The following is a 16,056-nucleotide window of genomic DNA, read 5'->3' on the forward strand; positions in this document are numbered from 1 at the left end:
TATATCTATATATACTCAGCAGATGACTGCTGGCCGCATCTCGCCGCGTATCGCCGACCACCCCACTGTGCGAGCAGTGCGGGCCAAGCCCGCTCCCAAACCGGGGGTGCTCGACGCCGGGTGGCTGCGGCAGGTGTGTCTGGATGCCGGGGCCGACGACGTGGCGTTCGCGGCCGTCGCCAACCCTGACCTGGCGTCTGAGCAGGAACATGTCGAGGCGGCGCTACCCGGCGCGCGCAGCTACATCTCGCTGGTGGTCAAGATGAACCGCGACAACGTGCGCTCCACGGCCCGCAGCGTCGCCAACCAGGAATTCCACCGCAGCGGCGAGATCATCAACGAGGCTGCGCACCGGATCACCCGCACGCTGCAGGATGCCGGCTATCGCGCGCTGAACCCGTCGGCGACCTTTCCGATGGAGATGGACCGATACCCGGGGCGCATCTGGGTGGTGGCGCACAAGCCGGTGGCCGTCGCCGCCGGGCTCGGCGTGATGGGCATCCACCGCAATGTCATCCATCCGCGCTTCGGCAACTTCATCCTGCTGGCCACGGTCATGGTCGATGCCGATATCAGCAGTTATGGTGCGCCGCTGGACTATTCACCGTGTCTGGAGTGCAAGCTGTGTGTTGCGGCATGCCCGGTCGGGGCCATCGGCAAGGATGGGGACTTCGATTTCGTGGCGTGCTCGGTGCACAACTATCGCGAGTTCATGGGTGGGTTCACCGACTGGGCGCAGACCGTCGCCGACAGCGCCGATGCGGACGAATTCCGATCCCGTGTCAGCGATTCCGAGAACGCGTCGATGTGGCAGAGCCTGTCGTTCAAGGCCAACTACAAGGCGGCTTACTGCCTGGCGGTGTGTCCGGCCGGGGAAGAGGTGATCGAGCCCTACCTCGATGATCGCAAGGGCTTCATGGATCTGGTCCTGAAGCCGTTGCAGGACAAGGTCGAGACGCTCTACGTGCTGCCCAACTCGAAGGCCAAGGCGTTCGCGGAGAAGCGATACCCGCACAAAGCCGTCAAGGTGGTCGACAGCGGTATCCGCGGCCGCTGACCCGCAACCACCGGCGAGCGCGCGCGTTTGTACAAAAACTTCCGGCGTGTCGCGGACAAGCGCGCGCGCTCGCGCCAAAGAGGGGAGAGGGGAACTGACTCAGGTCCAGGCGTGGACTTGGTTCTGGGCGGGCTCGATGCCCAGCTGCACCAACAGCTCCGCCGCATCGGCGGCCTGCTCGCAGATCACCGGAACCTCCGGCCGCTCGCGGGAATTGAACGGCTCCAGCACAAATGCGGCACCGGACTTGCTGCCCGGCGGACGGCCGATGCCGACCCGGACGCGGTGAAAATCATTGGTGCCCAACGCCGAACCCACCGACCGCAGACCGTTGTGGCCGGCCACGCCGCCGCCGAACTTGAGCCTGATGCGGCCGAAGTCGATGTCGAGCTCGTCGTGGACAATCACCACATCAGCGGGTGCCACCGAATAGAAGTTGGCCAGTGGTCCGACCTGGCGGCCGGACTCGTTCATGTACACCCGCGGTTTGGCCAGGACGACGGCTCTGCCGCCGAGGCGGCCGGTGGCCACCTCGGCGCCAGAACGCTTGTGCACCTTGAACTTCTCGCCCAGCCGTTCGGCCAGGACGTCGACGACCATGAACCCGATGTTGTGCCGGGTCTTGGCGTAGTTCGGCCCGGGGTTACCCAGGCCGACCACCAGCATCGGTTCGGCCATGTCGCAGTACGAGCGCTGGTCTTATTCGGCTTCGGAGGTCTCGGCAGCGGCGTCGGCCTGCTCCTCGAGCTGCTCTTCGACCGACTCGCCGCCACCCTCGGCTTCCAGCTCCTCGGCGCTGGGGGCCTCGACGATGTTGACCACCAGCAGCTCCGGATCCGACACCAGGGTCACGCCGTCGGGCAGCTCGACCTGTGCGGCGGTGATCTGGGTGCCGGCCTCGACGCCCTCGACCGAGACGGTCAGCTGTTCGGGGATCGACAACGCGTCGGACTCGATCTCGATGGCGGTGGCGTCCTGGGTGACCAGGGTGCCGGTGGCGGCCTCGCCCTCGACGACGACGTTGACCTCGACGGTGACCTTCTCACCACGGCGCACGATGATCAGGTCGAGGTGCTGGATGCTGCGCTTGATCGGGTGGATCTCGATCTGCTTGGGCAGCGCCAGTGCCTCGGTGCCGTCGACGTCGAGGGTCAACACCGCGTTGGTGCCGAAGTTGCGCAGCACCGCGGCCAGCTCGCGGCCGGGGAGGTTGAGGTGCTGGGGATCGGTGCCGTGACCGTAGAGGACGGCGGGAATCTTGCCGTCCCGGCGGGCCTGACGCGACGCGCCCTTGCCGGTCTTGCTGCGGACCTCAGCGGTCAGATTGTTGGCGGCGTGCGCCTGGGCCTTGGCCATGTGGTTTCTCCTGTGCCTGTGCTGTCATCGCACGGCCAGGGTCACGCGCATTTGCGCGGAGGTCCCGTCGATAACGGTGGCCTGGCCACCCTCGCCGTGATCGCCGGTAAGGGTAACGCACGATCAGGCGAGAACAGAAATCCTCAGAGTGGGAACCGCGTCTCCGTGAGCTGCTCGGACAGGGCCCACAGCGCGGCGGCCTTCTTCCAATCGCGGGCCAGTGGGCTGCGCCCGACGGCCTGGGTGGGGCCGCGGCTGCCGAACTTGGGGCCGATGAAGCTGTTGCCCGGCAGGTCCTGCGATGCCGCGAACAGCGTCTGACGCGCGCCGAAGGAGGCGTCGGTGGCGAACAGCTTGTTGGCGGCCAGCCACACCGGGGTGCCGAGCTTGTTACCGGTCTTGCCCTGCAGATTGGTCGCCGAGTAGCCGGGATGGGCGGCCAGTGCGGTCACCGATGATCCGGCCCGGTCGAGGCGGCGCTGCAGCTCACTGGTGAACAGCAGATTGGCCAACTTCGACTGTCCGTAGGCCGGCCACGCGAAGTACGGCCGCGACCTGTAGTTCAGGTCGTCGAGGTTGATCCGCCCGAACACGTGCATCAGCGAAGACACGGTCACCACCCGGTCGGTGATCTTGGGCAGCAGCAGGTTGGTCAGCGCGAAATGCCCCAGATGGTTGGTGCCGATCTGGCTCTCGAAGCCGTCGGCGGTCTGCGCGTAGGGCACCGCCATGATGCCGGCGTTGTTCACCAACACGTCCACGGCCTCCACGGCGCCGGCGAATGCTCGCACCGACGCCAGGGACTGCAGGTCGAGTGCACGGACCTCGACGTCGCCGGTCATGCCCGCCGCGGCCTTCTCGCCTTTGGCGGTGTTGCGCACCGCCAGGATCGCCTTCGCGCCCACGCGGGCGAGTTCTCGGGCGGTGATCTCACCGAGCCCGCTGTTGGCGCCGGTGACGATAACGGTGCGTCCGGCGAAAGACGGCAGGTCGGCGGCTGTCCACTGGGTCATGCCTGACAGGTTAGCGAGGAACTGTCACGGCGAAACCCTTGATCGTCTCCTCGATCGGATCAGATTGCGCCACGGCCTGATTCGCCAGGGTGCTGGCGGTGAACTGGATGAGGTAGCGATCGAAGCCGGGAGTCACGGGGATGACCACCCGGTTGTAGGTGTGCACCCGCCGGCCGTCGGGGGCGTCGTAGCTCCCCTCGATCATCGCCGAGGGAAACCCGTCGAACTCGTTGAACGACTCCCCGAGTTTGGTGAAGTTCTTCGACATCAGGGCATCGGCGTTGGCGTGTTTCATCGCTTCGGCGACGTCGAAATTGCCCCACAGCTTGAACGCCATCACCATGACGTTGGGGTAGTGGTCCTGGCTGTCGTTCGGCCGGATCAGTTCGACATCGCGCAGTTCGGGATCGTCGTCCTTGCCCCAGCCGCGGGGGACCGGCAGGGTCAGCGTCACGTCCTTCAACGCGTCGACGGCGATCGGTTGGCCGGTGACGCCCAGGCCCTCGAGGTACTCGTAGAAGGGCACCGGCTCGGCTGAGGTGGTGGCCGGCGCCGGGGTGGCGGGGGTGGGGCTGTCGGTCCAGATCGATTGGTAATCAGGGGTTTCCGCGCCGCAGCCGGCAACCAGGATCGCCACCGCAAGGGCGGCAGCGACGAGTCTCACAGAATCTCGCGGACCGTATCGATCGGCCGGGCCAGCCGGGTGCCGTTGTCGGTCACGACGAAGGGGCGTTCGATCAGGATCGGGTGCTCGGCCATGGCGTCCAGCAGCTCGTCATCGGACGCGTCGGCCAACCCGAGCTCGGTGTACAGCGATTCGCGCTTACGTACGGCGGTGCGCACGTCGATCCCGGCGTCGGCGATCATCTGCGCCAGTTCCGCGCGTGACGGCGGCGTCTTCAGGTACTGCACCACCGTCGGCTCGATCCCGGACTCGCGCAACAGATCCAGCGTCTTGCGTGACGTGGTGCACCGCGGGTTGTGGTAGATCGTCGTTCTTGTCACGGGGTCAGCTTCCATCTAGGCCGAGCCGTCGAACAGACTGGTCACCGACCCGTTGTCGAACACCTGACGAATGGTGTTGGCCAGCAGCGGTGCAATGGACAGCACGGTCAGTTGCGGGAACCGCTTCTCCTCACCGATCGGCAAGGTGTTGGTGACGATCACCTCGCGGGCGCCGCAGTCGGCCAGGCGTTGTGCGGCCGGGTCCGACAGCACGCCGTGGGTGGCGGCGATGATGACGTCGCTGGCGCCGTCCTCGCGGAGGAGGTTCACCGCGCCGGCGATGGTGCCGCCGGTGTCGATCATGTCGTCGGTCAGGATGCAGGTCTTGCCCCTGACGTCACCGACCACGCGGTTGGACTTCACCTGGTTGGGCACCAGCGGATCTCGGGTCTTGTGGATGAAGGCCAGCGGCACCCCACCCAGGGAGTCCGCCCACTTCTCGGCCACCCGGACACGTCCGGAGTCGGGGGAGACCACCACCATGTTGTGATCGGAGTAGTTCTCGGCGATGTAGCCGGTGAGCAGCTTCTGCGCCCGCATGTGGTCGACGGGGCCGTCGAAGAAGCCCTGGATCTGGTCGGTGTGCAGATCCACCGTCACGATGCGGTCCGCGCCTGCGGTCTTGAGCAGATCGGCCACCAGGCGCGCCGAGATGGGCTCGCGACCCCGGTGCTTCTTGTCTTGGCGGGCGTACGGATAGAACGGCACGATCGCGGTGATGCGCTTGGCGCTGCCGCGCTTGAGCGCGTCGATCATCAGCAGCTGTTCCATCAGCCACTTGTTCAGCGGCGCCGGATTCGACTGCAGCACGAACGCGTCGCTGCCGCGCACCGACTCGTCGAAACGGACGAAGATCTCACCGTTGGCGAAGTCACGTGCGGTTGTCGCGGTCACGGGAACGTCTAGTTCCTTGGCGACCTGCTCGGCCAGCTCGGGATGCGCCCGACCCGAGAAGAGCATCAACGCTTTGCGGTTGTCGGTCCAGTCGTGGCTCACCATTGCCCTCGCCGGTCGGGAACTGATACGGAGCAATCGTACGTAGCGTTTCGGCGGGTGTGGTGGCGGGTTACCAGATTCCCAACGTCAGGCATCTTCTGCTGGGTCTTTTCGGGCAGCCTGGGCTGCCGTCGCCGCCGCGCTACCGGGACGCTTGCGTTGCACCCAGCCCTCGATATTGCGTTGTGGGCCCGCGGAGACCGCCAGCGCGCCGGGCGGAACGTCTTCGCGCAGCACCGTGCCGGCACCGGTGTAGGCGCCGTCGCCGACGGTCACCGGCGCCACGAACATGGTGTCCGAACCGGTGCGCACGTGTGAGCCGACCGTGGTGCGGCGCTTGGTCTCTCCGTCGTAGTTGACGAACACGCTGGAGGCGCCGATGTTGCTGTGCTCGCCTATGTCGGCGTCGCCGACATAGGTCAGGTGCGGCACCTTGGTGCCCGTTCCGATGGTGGAGTTCTTCGTCTCGACGAAGGCGCCGAGTTTGGCGTCGTCGCCGAGGATCGTGCCGGGGCGCAGATAGGTGAACGGGCCGACGGTCGCCTCGGCACCGATCGACGACGACGTGCCGTGGGTGCGGATCACCGACGCCGCATCCCCGACGGTGACGTCGTCCAGGGTGGTGTCCGGCCCGATGGTGCAGTGCCCGCCGATGGAGGTGGCGCCGAGCAGCTGGGTACCGGGATGCACCACGGTGTCCTGGCCGATGGTCACGTCGACGTCGATCCACGTGGTGGCGGGGTCGACGACGGTGACGCCCGCACGTTGGTGGGCGGCGACGATCCGGCGATTCAGTTCGGTGCCGAGGGCGGACAACTGCACGCGGTCGTTGACGCCGGCCACCAGCACGCTGTCGTCGACGTGCTGGGCGTGCACGATCTGCCCGTCACCGCGCAGGATCGAGATGACGTCGGTCAGGTACAGCTCGTGCTGGGCGTTGTCCGAGCGCAGCCGGTTGAGCGCCGAGCGCAGCGCCGCCACGTCGAATGCGTACACCCCGGCGTTGACCTCGCGGATCTCCTTCTGGCTGGGGCTGGCGTCGGCCTGCTCCACGATCGCGATGACCTCGCGGTCCTGCGTGCGCAGCACCCGGCCATAGCCGGTCGGGTCCGGCAGGGTCGTCGTCAGGACCGTCGCCGCGGCGGCGGCCGCCCGGTGCGTGTCGATCAGGCCGGCCAGCGTGTCGGCGTCCAGCAGGGGGACATCACCGGAGGTCACCACCACCACGCCGGCGAAAGCGTCGGGAAGGGCTTTGAGCCCGCAGAGCACGGCGTGACCGGTGCCCAGCTGCTCCTCTTGGATCGCGATGTCGATGGTGCGCCCCAGCTTGGCGGCCAGGTCTTGTACCGCGGGGGTGATGCGGTCGCGGTTGTTGCCCAGCACCGTCACCAAGTGTTGCGGTGACACCTTGGCCACAGCGTGGATGGCATGCGCCAGCATGCTGCGACCCGCCAGCGGGTGCAGCACCTTGGGGGTGTCTGACCGCATACGGGTACCGGCGCCCGCGGCCAGCACGAGAACAGCGGATTCACCGTGAATTGTCATAAAAGCTCCGTCGCCAGGACTCGAACCTGAACTATCTGAACCAAAATCAGAGGTGCTGCCGATTACACCACGACGGACTGCCGACGCCGGAAATCCTAGTGCAAGCCGATAGTCTGATGCTCGTGGCTGCTCCGGACAAAGACGTGCGCGCCCCGCGGGCCCGCATGACCGGCAGCGAGCGGCGGCATCAGCTGATCGACATCGCCCGCTCGTTGTTCGCCGAGCGTGGCTACGACGCCACCTCGATCGAGGAGATCGCGCAGCGCGCCAACGTGTCCAAACCCGTGGTCTATGAACATTTCGGCGGCAAAGAGGGCCTCTACGCCGTGGTGGTGGACCGGGAGATGTCGGCCTTGCTCGACGGCATCACGTCGTCGCTGACCAACAACCGCTCCCGGGTGCGCGTGGAGATGGTGACCCTGGCGCTGCTGACCTACGTCGAAGAGCGAACCGACGGGTTCCGCATCATGATCCGCGACTCGCCGGCGTCCATCAGCTCGGGCACGTACTCGTCACTGCTCAACGACGCCGTGTCGCAGGTGGCGTCGATCCTGGCCGGCGATTTCTCCCGCCGCGGGCTGGACCCGGAGCTGGCGCCGCTGTACGCGCAGGCCCTCGTGGGCTCGGTGTCGATGACCGCGCAGTGGTGGCTCGACACCCGCGAGCCGAAGAAAGAAGTGGTGGCCGCGCATCTGGTGAACCTGATGTGGAACGGCCTGACCCATCTCGAAGCGGATCCGCACCTGCAGGACGAGTGATCGAGTGTCACTCAGCGGCGGGAATTCGTGCCCGCTTCCGCCCTGGTGTGACACTCGATGGAGCTGTGGATTGACGAACTCGGGCTCGCGCTGAATCTGCGACGCTCCCGGCGTGATCGTCGGGCCCTTTCTCGGAGCAGAGGCGTTGGCCGCCGGGCTTGTGACGCGGCATCAGCTCCGCACGCGCTACCGCGCCATCCTCCCGGGGGTGTACCTCGACAAGACCGTTGTGCCCACGCTGTACGACCGCACGGTGGCTGCATGGCTGTGGAGCCGGCGACAGGCGGTCATCGCCGGCGACGCGGCAGCGGCTCTGCATGGCACGAAATGGATCGAGCCCACCGTCGACGTGGACATCTACTACGCCAGCACCAGGCCGCCCACCCGGATCAACGCTCACCGTGACAGCCTTCTTGCGGGCGAGACGTGCCGGATCGAGGGCATGCTCGTCACCACCCCTGTACGAACCGCTTTTGACCTCGCGCGCCGTGACACCGGGGAGGACGAAGACGCACGCTGTCGCGTCGTGGCTGGTGTCGACGCATTGCTCAATGCGACGGGGACCAGCGTGGGAGATATCGAGGCAGTGGCGGCACGGCACCGCGGCGCCCGACGACTGCGAAACCTCGAGCGGGTTCTTGCCTCCGTCGATGCCGGGGCCGAGTCGCCGAAGGAGACCTGGCTGCGGCTACTGCTGAAACGCTGTGGACTTCCCCCGGTCCGAACACAGATCGAAGTGCGCGACGAGTTCGGCGATTTCGTCGCCCGCCTGGACATGGGCTGGCCCGAGTTGAAGCTGGCCATCGAGTACGACGGCGACCAACACCGCAGCGACCGTCGTCAATATGTTCGCGATATGCGCAGACTCGAGGAGCTGACACGGTTGGGTTGGGTCGTCGTGCGGGTGATCAAGGAGGATTCCGAAGTGCTGATAGCCCGGAGAGTGCGGGCAGCGCGGACCCTTCAAGAATCGAAAGTCACTCAGCGGCGGAAATTCGGGTCGAATGCCGCCCTGGCGTGACACTCGTTCACCCGCGGTCGCGGGCCATCACGTCGGCGACGGTCTCGCGCCGCACCAACGTCCGCAGGCGCCGGTCGCGCACCGCGACCAGCGGTGGCCGGCCCACCAGGTGGCGATTGGATGCCGTGGAGTGGTGATAGGCGCCGGTGCCCGCCACCGCGATCAGGTCACCGGGATGGACGTCGCAGGGCAGCTCGGCGCCGCGGACGAGCTCACACCCGAGGCCCACGATTGTCATCGGCTGCGACGGCCCCAACGGATGCCGATTGACCAGCGCCGCGGTGTGCCCGTCGCATCCCGGGCAGTCGCCAGGGCCGCCGTCCACCGTCACCTGCCCTTCCGCGACAGACAGCACCCGATACAGCGTCACGCCGGCCCGAGCGGCGAGCGCGCGCCCGGGTGCGACGACGATCGTGGGCCGCGGGAACCGCTCGGCGCAGCAGGCGTCGAGTGCGTCCTCGATGGACAGTGACAGCGCACGCGGATCCGGTTCCACGTCGCCGCCGATGTTCAGCTCGCCGAGCAGCACGCCGTGCGCCCGCCGCACATCGGCCATGACGCAGATCATCTGTCGCACCACCTCGCCGCACCGCCCGGCCTCGTCGACCTGGCAGTGCAGACCGGCCAGTCGCAGGGTCGGCTCGTCCACCACGGCGGCGGCCAGCTCGGCCGAGCCCACCAGCACATTCTGCGGCTGACGGGCCAGGCCGGCGAGGTAGGCGAGTTGAATCGTCGAGTCGACGACGATGCGGCCGACACCGGCCTGCACGGCAGCGGCGAGGTCGTCGTGGGTTCTGCCGCGGAAGACGATGCGGGCTGGATCGACGCCGCCGGCCAGGGCGGTCGTCAGCTCGCCGGCCGAACAGATGTCGAGGCCCAGGTGTTCGGATGCCGCCCAGCGGGCCACCGCTGTGGTCAGCAGGGCCTTTCCCGCGTAGACCACCTTGGTGCCGGGTAGTTCCTTGCGGTAGCGCCGGGCGCGATACCGGAAGTCGGCTTCATCGAGCACATAGGCCGGGGTGCCGACTTCATCGGCGATATCGACCAGCGCGATGCCGCCGACGGTCAGCCGGCCGGCCTCGTCGGCGTGGGTGGTGTGCGGCCACAACATGGGATCGACCCGCGGCCTCACGGCGGTGCGCAAGGAGGGCAGGATGTCCAGAAGCGTCATGGATCCACCGTGCGCCCGCCGGCTGGGAACAGGCACAGGCCTTGACGAGGTCTTGACAGCTACGGGTCGATTCTTGACGGCGATCCACCCGCCTAGAATGGGTGCATCATGACCGCACCGGGGCATCCTTCTGTTCAGACCCCGATCGCGGGGCTCATCGAATTGGCGCTCAGTGCGCCGACATTCACCGACCTGATCGACCGCGCCAAGCAGCGGCCCGACGAGCTCACCCTGGTGGGACCGAGCAGCGCACAGGTTTTCGTGGCGGCGGCACTGGCGCAGCAGGGTCCGCTGCTGGTGGTCACGGCGACCGGCCGGGAAGCCGACGACCTCACCGCCGAACTGCGCGGCGTCTTCGGCGAGGCCGCGGCCATGTTCCCGTCCTGGGAGACCCTGCCGCACGAGCGCCTGTCCCCGGGGGTGGACACCGTCGGCGCGCGGCTGATGCTGCTGCGCCGGCTCACCCACCCCGACGATGCCCGCCTGGGCCCGCCGCTGCGGGTGGTGGTGACGACGGCACGGTCACTGCTGCAGCCCATGACGCCCGGGCTGTCGCACGTCGAACCGCTGACCTTCGCCGTCGGAGCCGAACTGGACTTCGACGACACCATCCACCGGCTGGTCGAGCTCGCCTACACCCGCGTCGACATGGTGGGCAAGCGCGGCGAGTTCGCGGTCCGTGGCGGCATCCTCGACGTGTTCGCGCCCACGGCCGAGCACCCGGTTCGTATCGAATTCTGGGGCGACGAGATCACCGAGATGCGGCTGTTCTCCATCGCCGACCAGCGCTCCATCACCGAGATCCCCATCGAGCACCTAGTGGCTGTCCCGTGCCGGGAACTGCTGCTCACCGAGGACGTCAAACAGCGCGCGGCGATGCTGGCCGGCAGCAGCCCGGCCACCGACAACGTGGTGACGGGCAGTGTCGGCGACATGCTGGCCAAGCTCGCCGAGGGCATCCCGGTCGACGGTATGGAGGCGTTGCTGCCGGTGCTGCGGCCCGAGGACCCGGCCCTGCTGACCGATCAGCTGGCACCCGGCACCCCGGTGCTGGTGTGCGATCCGGAAAAGGTCCGCACCCGCGCCGCTGATCTGATCAACACCGGCCGGGAGTTCCTGGAGGCGTCGTGGTCGGTGGCCGCCATCGGCGGCGATGCACCCATCGACGTCGAGCAGCTCGGGGGTTCGGGATTCCGTGAGCTCGGCGAGGTGCGCGCGCAGGCCCGCAAGGCGGGCCATCCGTGGTGGACGCTGAGCCAGCTGCCCGACGAGTCGGCGATCGAACTCGAGGTTCGAGCCGCGCCGTCGGCCCGAGGCAGCCAACAGAATGCCGAGGAGATCTTCGCGATGCTGCGGGCGCACTGCGCCACCGGGGGCTCCGCGGCGATCGTCACCCCGGGTACCGGCACGGCCACCCGCGTCTGCGAACAGCTCGCCGATGCCGACACCCCGGCCGCACTGCTGGATCCCGGTGCCACTCCCAAGCCCGGCGTCGTGGGGGTTCTCAAGGGCCCGCTGCACACCGGTGTCGTCTTACCGGGTGCCCACCTCGTCGTCATCACCGAGACCGACCTCACCGGTAACCGGGTCACCGCCACCGAAGGCAAACGCCTTGCGGCCAAACGGCGTAACACCGTCGACCCGCTGGCCCTGACCGCCGGCGACCTGGTGGTGCACGACCAGCACGGCATCGGCAAGTTCGTCGAGATGACCGAACGTGTGGTCGGCGGCGCCCGTCGCGAGTACCTGGTGCTGGAGTACGCCTCCGCCAAGCGGGGCGGCGGGTCCGACCGGCTCTACGTCCCGATGGATTCCCTCGATCAGCTGTCGAGGTATGTCGGCGGCACGGCTCCCACCTTGAGCAAGCTCGGCGGCAGCGACTGGGCGAACACCAAAACCAAGGCGCGCAGGGCGGTTCGCGAGATCGCCACCGAGTTGGTGGCCCTCTACGCCAAACGTCAAGCGGCGCCGGGCTTCGCGTTCCCGCCGGACACCCCGTGGCAGAACGAGATGGAGGACGCGTTCGGGTTCACCGAGACCGTCGACCAGTTGACGGCCATCACCGAGGTGAAGGCCGACATGGAGCGGCCAGTTCCGATGGACCGCGTGATCTGCGGCGACGTCGGTTACGGCAAGACCGAGATCGCGGTGCGGGCGGCGTTCAAGGCGGTGCAGGCCGGAAAGCAGGTCGCGGTGCTGGTGCCCACGACGCTGCTGGCCGATCAGCACATGCAGACGTTCGCCAACCGGATGGCCGGTTTCCCGGTGACGGTCAAGGGGCTGTCGCGGTTCACCGATCCCGCGGAGTCGCGCAAGACCACCGAGGGAATGGCCGACGGTTCCGTCGACATCGTGATCGGCACACACCGGCTGCTGCAGACCGGCGTGCGCTGGAAGGACCTGGGGCTGGTGATCGTCGACGAGGAACAGCGATTCGGCGTCGAGCACAAGGAGCACATCAAGAGTCTGCGCACGCACGTCGACGTGCTGACCATGAGCGCCACCCCGATTCCGCGCACGCTGGAGATGAGCCTGGCCGGAATCCGGGAGATGTCAACGATTCTGACACCGCCCGAGGAGCGCTACCCGGTGTTGACCTATGTCGGTCCGCACGACGACAAGCAGGTGGCCGCGGCGCTGCGACGGGAACTGCTGCGCGACGGGCAGGCCTTCTACATCCACAACCGGGTCAGCTCCATCGATTCGGCCGCCGCGAAGGTCCGTCAGCTGGTCCCCGAGGCCCGCGTGGTGGTGGCGCACGGGCAGATGCCCGAGGAGCAGCTGGAGAGGACCGTCGAGGGCTTCTGGAACCGGGAGTACGACATCCTGGTCTGTACGACGATCGTCGAGACCGGTCTGGACATCTCCAACGCCAACACCTTGATCGTGGAACGTGCTGACACCTTCGGCCTTTCGCAGCTCCACCAGCTGCGGGGCCGCGTCGGTCGCAGCCGCGAACGCGGATACGCGTACTTCCTGTACTCGCCGGAGAAGCCACTGACCGAGACGGCATATGACCGGCTGGCAACCATCGCGCAGAACAACGAACTCGGTGCCGGTATGGCCGTCGCGATGAAAGACCTCGAGATCCGCGGCGCCGGTAACGTGCTGGGCGCCGAGCAGTCCGGCCACGTCGCCGGCGTCGGCTTCGACCTGTACGTGCGCCTGGTCGGTGAGGCCGTGGAGGCCTACCGTGCCGCTGCCGACGGTGAAACCGTCGCGGGCGCAGAGGAACCCAAAGAGGTGCGGATCGATCTGCCGATCGATGCCAACCTGCCGCCGGACTACATCGACAGCGACCGGCTGCGCCTGGAGGGCTATCGCAGGCTCGCCGCGGCCACCAGCGATGCCGATGTCCTGTCCGTGGTCGACGAACTGGTCGACCGCTACGGCCCGCTGCCGGAGCCGGCGCTGCGGCTGGTGGCGGTGGCCCGGCTGCGGCTGCTGTGCCGTGGTTACGGCATCACCGAGGTGTCGGCCACCGGCTCGGCGGGGCAGCCCTCCACGCTGCGGATCTCGCCTCTGACGCTGATGGATTCCGGGCAGCTACGGCTCAAGCGGATGTATCCGGGCGCTGCGTACCGTGCCACCACGTCGACCATCCAGGTGCCGATCCCGCGGGCGGGCAGCGGAATCGGCGCACCACGCATCCGTGATCTCGAGCTGGCGCAGATGGTGGCGGATCTGGTGCTGGCACTGGACGGCAAACCGCAGGGCGAAGTGGACATCACGAAGCTGGAGGGGGCGGGTACGTGACCGTGATTCTGGTTGACCCCAGGCGTCCGACGCTGGTGCCCGTCGACGCGGTGGCGCTGCTGGCCGGCGAGGTGCAGTACACCGAGGAGATGCCGGTCAAGGTGCCGTGGTCGCTTCCCAAGGCAAGGCCTTTGCTCGTAGGGAATGTCACCGGCGAGGTGTCGCCCGTGCTGTTGTCGTCAGACCCCAAGCACCCCGCCGTCCTGGCGCGGATAGCCGCGGGGGAGCAGGTGATCTCGGCTCCGGCTCCCCAGCCCGGGGAGCGGCTGCTGGACGCGGTCGCGGTGATGGACAAGCTGCGCACCAACGGCCCGTGGGAGAGTGAGCAGACCCACGATTCGTTGCGCCGTTACCTGCTCGAGGAAACCTACGAACTCTTCGATGCCGTGCGCAGCGGCGACACCGACGAGCTGCGCGACGAGCTCGGAGATGTGTTGCTGCAGGTGCTGTTTCACGCGCGGATCGCCGAGGACGCCACCGACAAGGCGTTCTCGATCGACGATGTGGCCGACGCGCTGGTGCGTAAGCTGCGCAATCGGGTGCCCGCGGTGCTGGCCGGTGAGACCATCTCCCTGGAGGAGCAGCTGGCGCAGTGGGAGGAGCGCAAAGCCCGCGAGAAGTCGTCCCGTGAATCGGTGGTGGCGGATCTGCCCACGGGCCAACCCGCTCTGGCATTGGCGCAGAAGGTGATCACGCGCGCCCAGCAGGCGGGGGTGCCCGCCGATCTCTTCCCGTCCGGCATGCTCGCGGTCACCTTGGCGCCGGAGTTCGACGCCGAGAATCACCTGCGCACAGCGGTTCTCGAATTCATGGACGACGTGCGCAGTGCCGAACGGGCGGTGGCGGTGGCGCGGGGTGTCTCGGTCGGCGATCTGGACGACGTGGCCCTGGGTGCGGTCAGCGAGGACGAGTGGCGCGCCGCCTGGCCCAGTGAAGTCGACGACGTGCTCGATGCCGACGAACTGGTACCGGTCGACGACGAGTCGTAAGGCCACCCGCTCAGGCGAACAGCTGCGAGCCCCAGAACGCCGTCGGGTCGCCCTCGCGCAACCCCGGCGGGCACGCGAAAATCGCGGTGCCGGTGTGGGTGATGTACTCGTTCATCGCGTCCTTGCGGGACATCTCCGCCTGCATGGGGATGAACTGCTTGACCGGGTCCCGCACGAAGGCGATGAAGAACAGACCCGCATCCATATGCCCGAAACCGTCGGTGCCGTCGGTGAAGTTGTAACCGCGACGCAGGATCTCGATGCCGCCGAGGTGCTCGGGGGAGACCAGCCGGACATGGGCGTTCACGTCGATGTGCGGTTGGTCTTTGTCGTCGACGAGGTCGAAGTCGAGTTCCTGGAATTCCTGCGTGAGGCCGTTGGGGGCACCCGAGCCCTTCTGGCGTCCGATCACCCGTTCCTGTTCCAGAAGCGTGGTCCGGTCCCAGTTCTCGATGCGCATCCGGATCCGCCGGGTCACCAGGTAGCTGCCGCCGGTCAACCAGGCCGGCCCGTCACCGTCGGCCACCCACACGAAATTGTTGATCTTGTCGGTTTCCTCGGCCTTGATGTTGGCCGTCCCGTCCTTGAACCCGAACAGATTCCGGGGAGTCGCCTGTTCCTGGGTGGTCGAGGAGGTGCGTCCGAAACCCTGCTGCGCGTAGCGCACCGCGACGGTGCCGAAGCCGACGCGGGCGAGGTTGCGGATCGCGTGGAAGGCCACCTGCGGGTCGTTGGCGCAGGCCTGCACGCAGATGTCGCCGCCGGAGCGCGCCGGGTCCATGCTCTCGTTCGGGAACTTCGGCAGATCTGCCAGCTGGGCGGGTTTCTTGTCCGCGATACCGAAGCGGTCCACGCCGTCTTTGAGAAACAACGACGGGCCGAAGCCGATGGTCAACGTCAACTGCGACGCCGGCGACCCCAGCGCTTCGCCGGTATCCGACGGTGGCGCATACGGATTCATGCCCACGGCGCCGTCGGCGAACGCCTCCTCACCGCGCGTCATGCGCTCGGCCATCGCGGTCCATTCCTGCAGCAGCGCAATCAGGTCGTCCCGCGAATCGGTGGTGACGTCGAAGACCCCGAAGGTCATCCGATCCTGTTGGGCCGTGACGATCCCGGCCTGGTGCTCACCGCGGAAGGGAACCTCCACCTGCAGGTGGTCGGTTGACGGCTGGGCCGCCGACGCGCGACCGGCGAGTGCACCCGCACCCGCGGCCCCGACGACGGCGGCACCGACACCTGCGGCGCCGATCAGCCTGCGTCGGGAGAATCCCTTGGCCGGCTGGACGGGAGACGCTGAATCGTGCTCGTCTGAATCATTGTGGGGCGATGACACCTTGGACCTGGCTCACTTCTTTGCTGAGGGCGTCGATGGCGCGGGAGAGTTCT

Annotated in this window: 14 protein-coding genes and 1 tRNA gene; 5 read left to right on the forward strand and 10 right to left on the reverse strand. The window is 67.5% G+C overall.

The window, feature by feature from the left end; genetic code table 11:
• Positions 1–22: 22 nt before the first annotated feature.
• Positions 23–1,057 (forward strand): 4Fe-4S binding protein, encoded by a 1,035-nt coding sequence (locus AC3A6P_RS33630; RefSeq protein WP_487696729.1) that lies wholly within the window; start codon positions 23–25, stop codon positions 1,055–1,057.
• A gap of 99 nt (positions 1,058–1,156) precedes the next feature.
• Here AC3A6P_RS33630 and pth read toward each other — a convergent pair whose 3' ends face one another.
• The 8 genes from pth to AC3A6P_RS33670 all read right to left on the reverse strand — a co-directional run bounded on the left by pth (position 1,157) and on the right by AC3A6P_RS33670 (position 7,049).
• On the reverse strand, positions 1,157–1,735 hold the full coding sequence (gene pth / locus AC3A6P_RS33635; RefSeq protein WP_487696730.1) for an aminoacyl-tRNA hydrolase: 579 nt from the start codon (positions 1,733–1,735) through the stop codon (positions 1,157–1,159).
• A 21-nt stretch (positions 1,736–1,756) separates the two neighbouring features.
• A complete protein-coding gene (locus AC3A6P_RS33640; protein WP_487696731.1) occupies positions 1,757–2,413 on the reverse strand; it encodes a 50S ribosomal protein L25/general stress protein Ctc in 657 nt (218 codons plus the stop codon).
• A 143-nt stretch (positions 2,414–2,556) separates the two neighbouring features.
• Positions 2,557–3,426 carry an oxidoreductase gene (locus tag AC3A6P_RS33645; RefSeq protein ID WP_487696732.1) on the reverse strand — a complete coding sequence of 290 codons (870 nt, stop codon included), beginning with the start codon at positions 3,424–3,426 and terminating at the stop codon, positions 2,557–2,559.
• 10 nt (positions 3,427–3,436) lie between these two features.
• On the reverse strand, positions 3,437–4,090 hold the full coding sequence (locus AC3A6P_RS33650) for an LpqN/LpqT family lipoprotein (RefSeq protein WP_487696733.1): 654 nt from the start codon (positions 4,088–4,090) through the stop codon (positions 3,437–3,439).
• On the reverse strand, positions 4,087–4,431 hold the full coding sequence (arsC, locus tag AC3A6P_RS33655; protein ID WP_487696734.1) for an arsenate reductase (glutaredoxin): 345 nt from the start codon (positions 4,429–4,431) through the stop codon (positions 4,087–4,089). The genes AC3A6P_RS33650 and arsC overlap by 4 nt, the downstream gene beginning before the upstream one ends.
• Before the next feature lie 15 nt (positions 4,432–4,446).
• Complete coding sequence (locus AC3A6P_RS33660) at positions 4,447–5,427, reverse strand: ribose-phosphate diphosphokinase (protein ID WP_487696735.1); 981 nt, start codon at positions 5,425–5,427, stop codon at positions 4,447–4,449.
• 87 nt (positions 5,428–5,514) lie between these two features.
• Positions 5,515–6,972, reverse strand: coding sequence for a bifunctional UDP-N-acetylglucosamine diphosphorylase/glucosamine-1-phosphate N-acetyltransferase GlmU (gene glmU, locus AC3A6P_RS33665; protein ID WP_487696736.1), 1,458 nt, complete (start codon positions 6,970–6,972; stop codon positions 5,515–5,517).
• A 5-nt stretch (positions 6,973–6,977) separates the two neighbouring features.
• Positions 6,978–7,049 (reverse strand) — tRNA-Gln (locus AC3A6P_RS33670).
• 87 nt (positions 7,050–7,136) lie between these two features.
• Between AC3A6P_RS33670 and AC3A6P_RS33675 the strand changes: the two genes are divergently transcribed.
• Together AC3A6P_RS33675 and AC3A6P_RS33680 are read left to right on the forward strand one after the other, a co-directional pair.
• Complete coding sequence (locus AC3A6P_RS33675) at positions 7,137–7,730, forward strand: TetR/AcrR family transcriptional regulator (RefSeq protein ID WP_487696745.1); 594 nt, start codon at positions 7,137–7,139, stop codon at positions 7,728–7,730.
• Positions 7,731–7,845: 115 nt separating this feature from the next.
• Positions 7,846–8,751, forward strand: coding sequence for an endonuclease domain-containing protein (locus tag AC3A6P_RS33680; RefSeq protein ID WP_487696746.1), 906 nt, complete (start codon positions 7,846–7,848; stop codon positions 8,749–8,751).
• 7 nt (positions 8,752–8,758) lie between these two features.
• On the opposite strand, the gene AC3A6P_RS33685 is transcribed toward AC3A6P_RS33680, so the two are convergent.
• Complete coding sequence (locus AC3A6P_RS33685) at positions 8,759–9,922, reverse strand: diaminopimelate decarboxylase family protein (RefSeq protein WP_487696737.1); 1,164 nt, start codon at positions 9,920–9,922, stop codon at positions 8,759–8,761.
• Positions 9,923–10,030: 108 nt separating this feature from the next.
• Between AC3A6P_RS33685 and mfd the strand changes: the two genes are divergently transcribed.
• Together mfd and AC3A6P_RS33695 are read left to right on the forward strand one after the other, a co-directional pair.
• Positions 10,031–13,678, forward strand: coding sequence for a transcription-repair coupling factor (mfd, locus tag AC3A6P_RS33690; protein ID WP_487696738.1), 3,648 nt, complete (start codon positions 10,031–10,033; stop codon positions 13,676–13,678).
• Entirely contained in the window at positions 13,675–14,667 is a 993-nt protein-coding gene (locus AC3A6P_RS33695) for a nucleoside triphosphate pyrophosphohydrolase (protein WP_487696739.1), read from the forward strand. The genes mfd and AC3A6P_RS33695 overlap by 4 nt, the downstream gene beginning before the upstream one ends.
• Before the next feature lie 10 nt (positions 14,668–14,677).
• Here the strand turns inward: AC3A6P_RS33695 and efeB are convergent, their stop codons facing one another.
• A complete protein-coding gene (gene efeB / locus AC3A6P_RS33700; RefSeq protein ID WP_487696740.1) occupies positions 14,678–16,003 on the reverse strand; it encodes an iron uptake transporter deferrochelatase/peroxidase subunit in 1,326 nt (441 codons plus the stop codon).
• Between the last annotated feature and the right edge of the window lie 53 nt (positions 16,004–16,056).

It is taken from the genome of Mycobacterium sp. Soil_C_30, assembly GCF_057656995.1.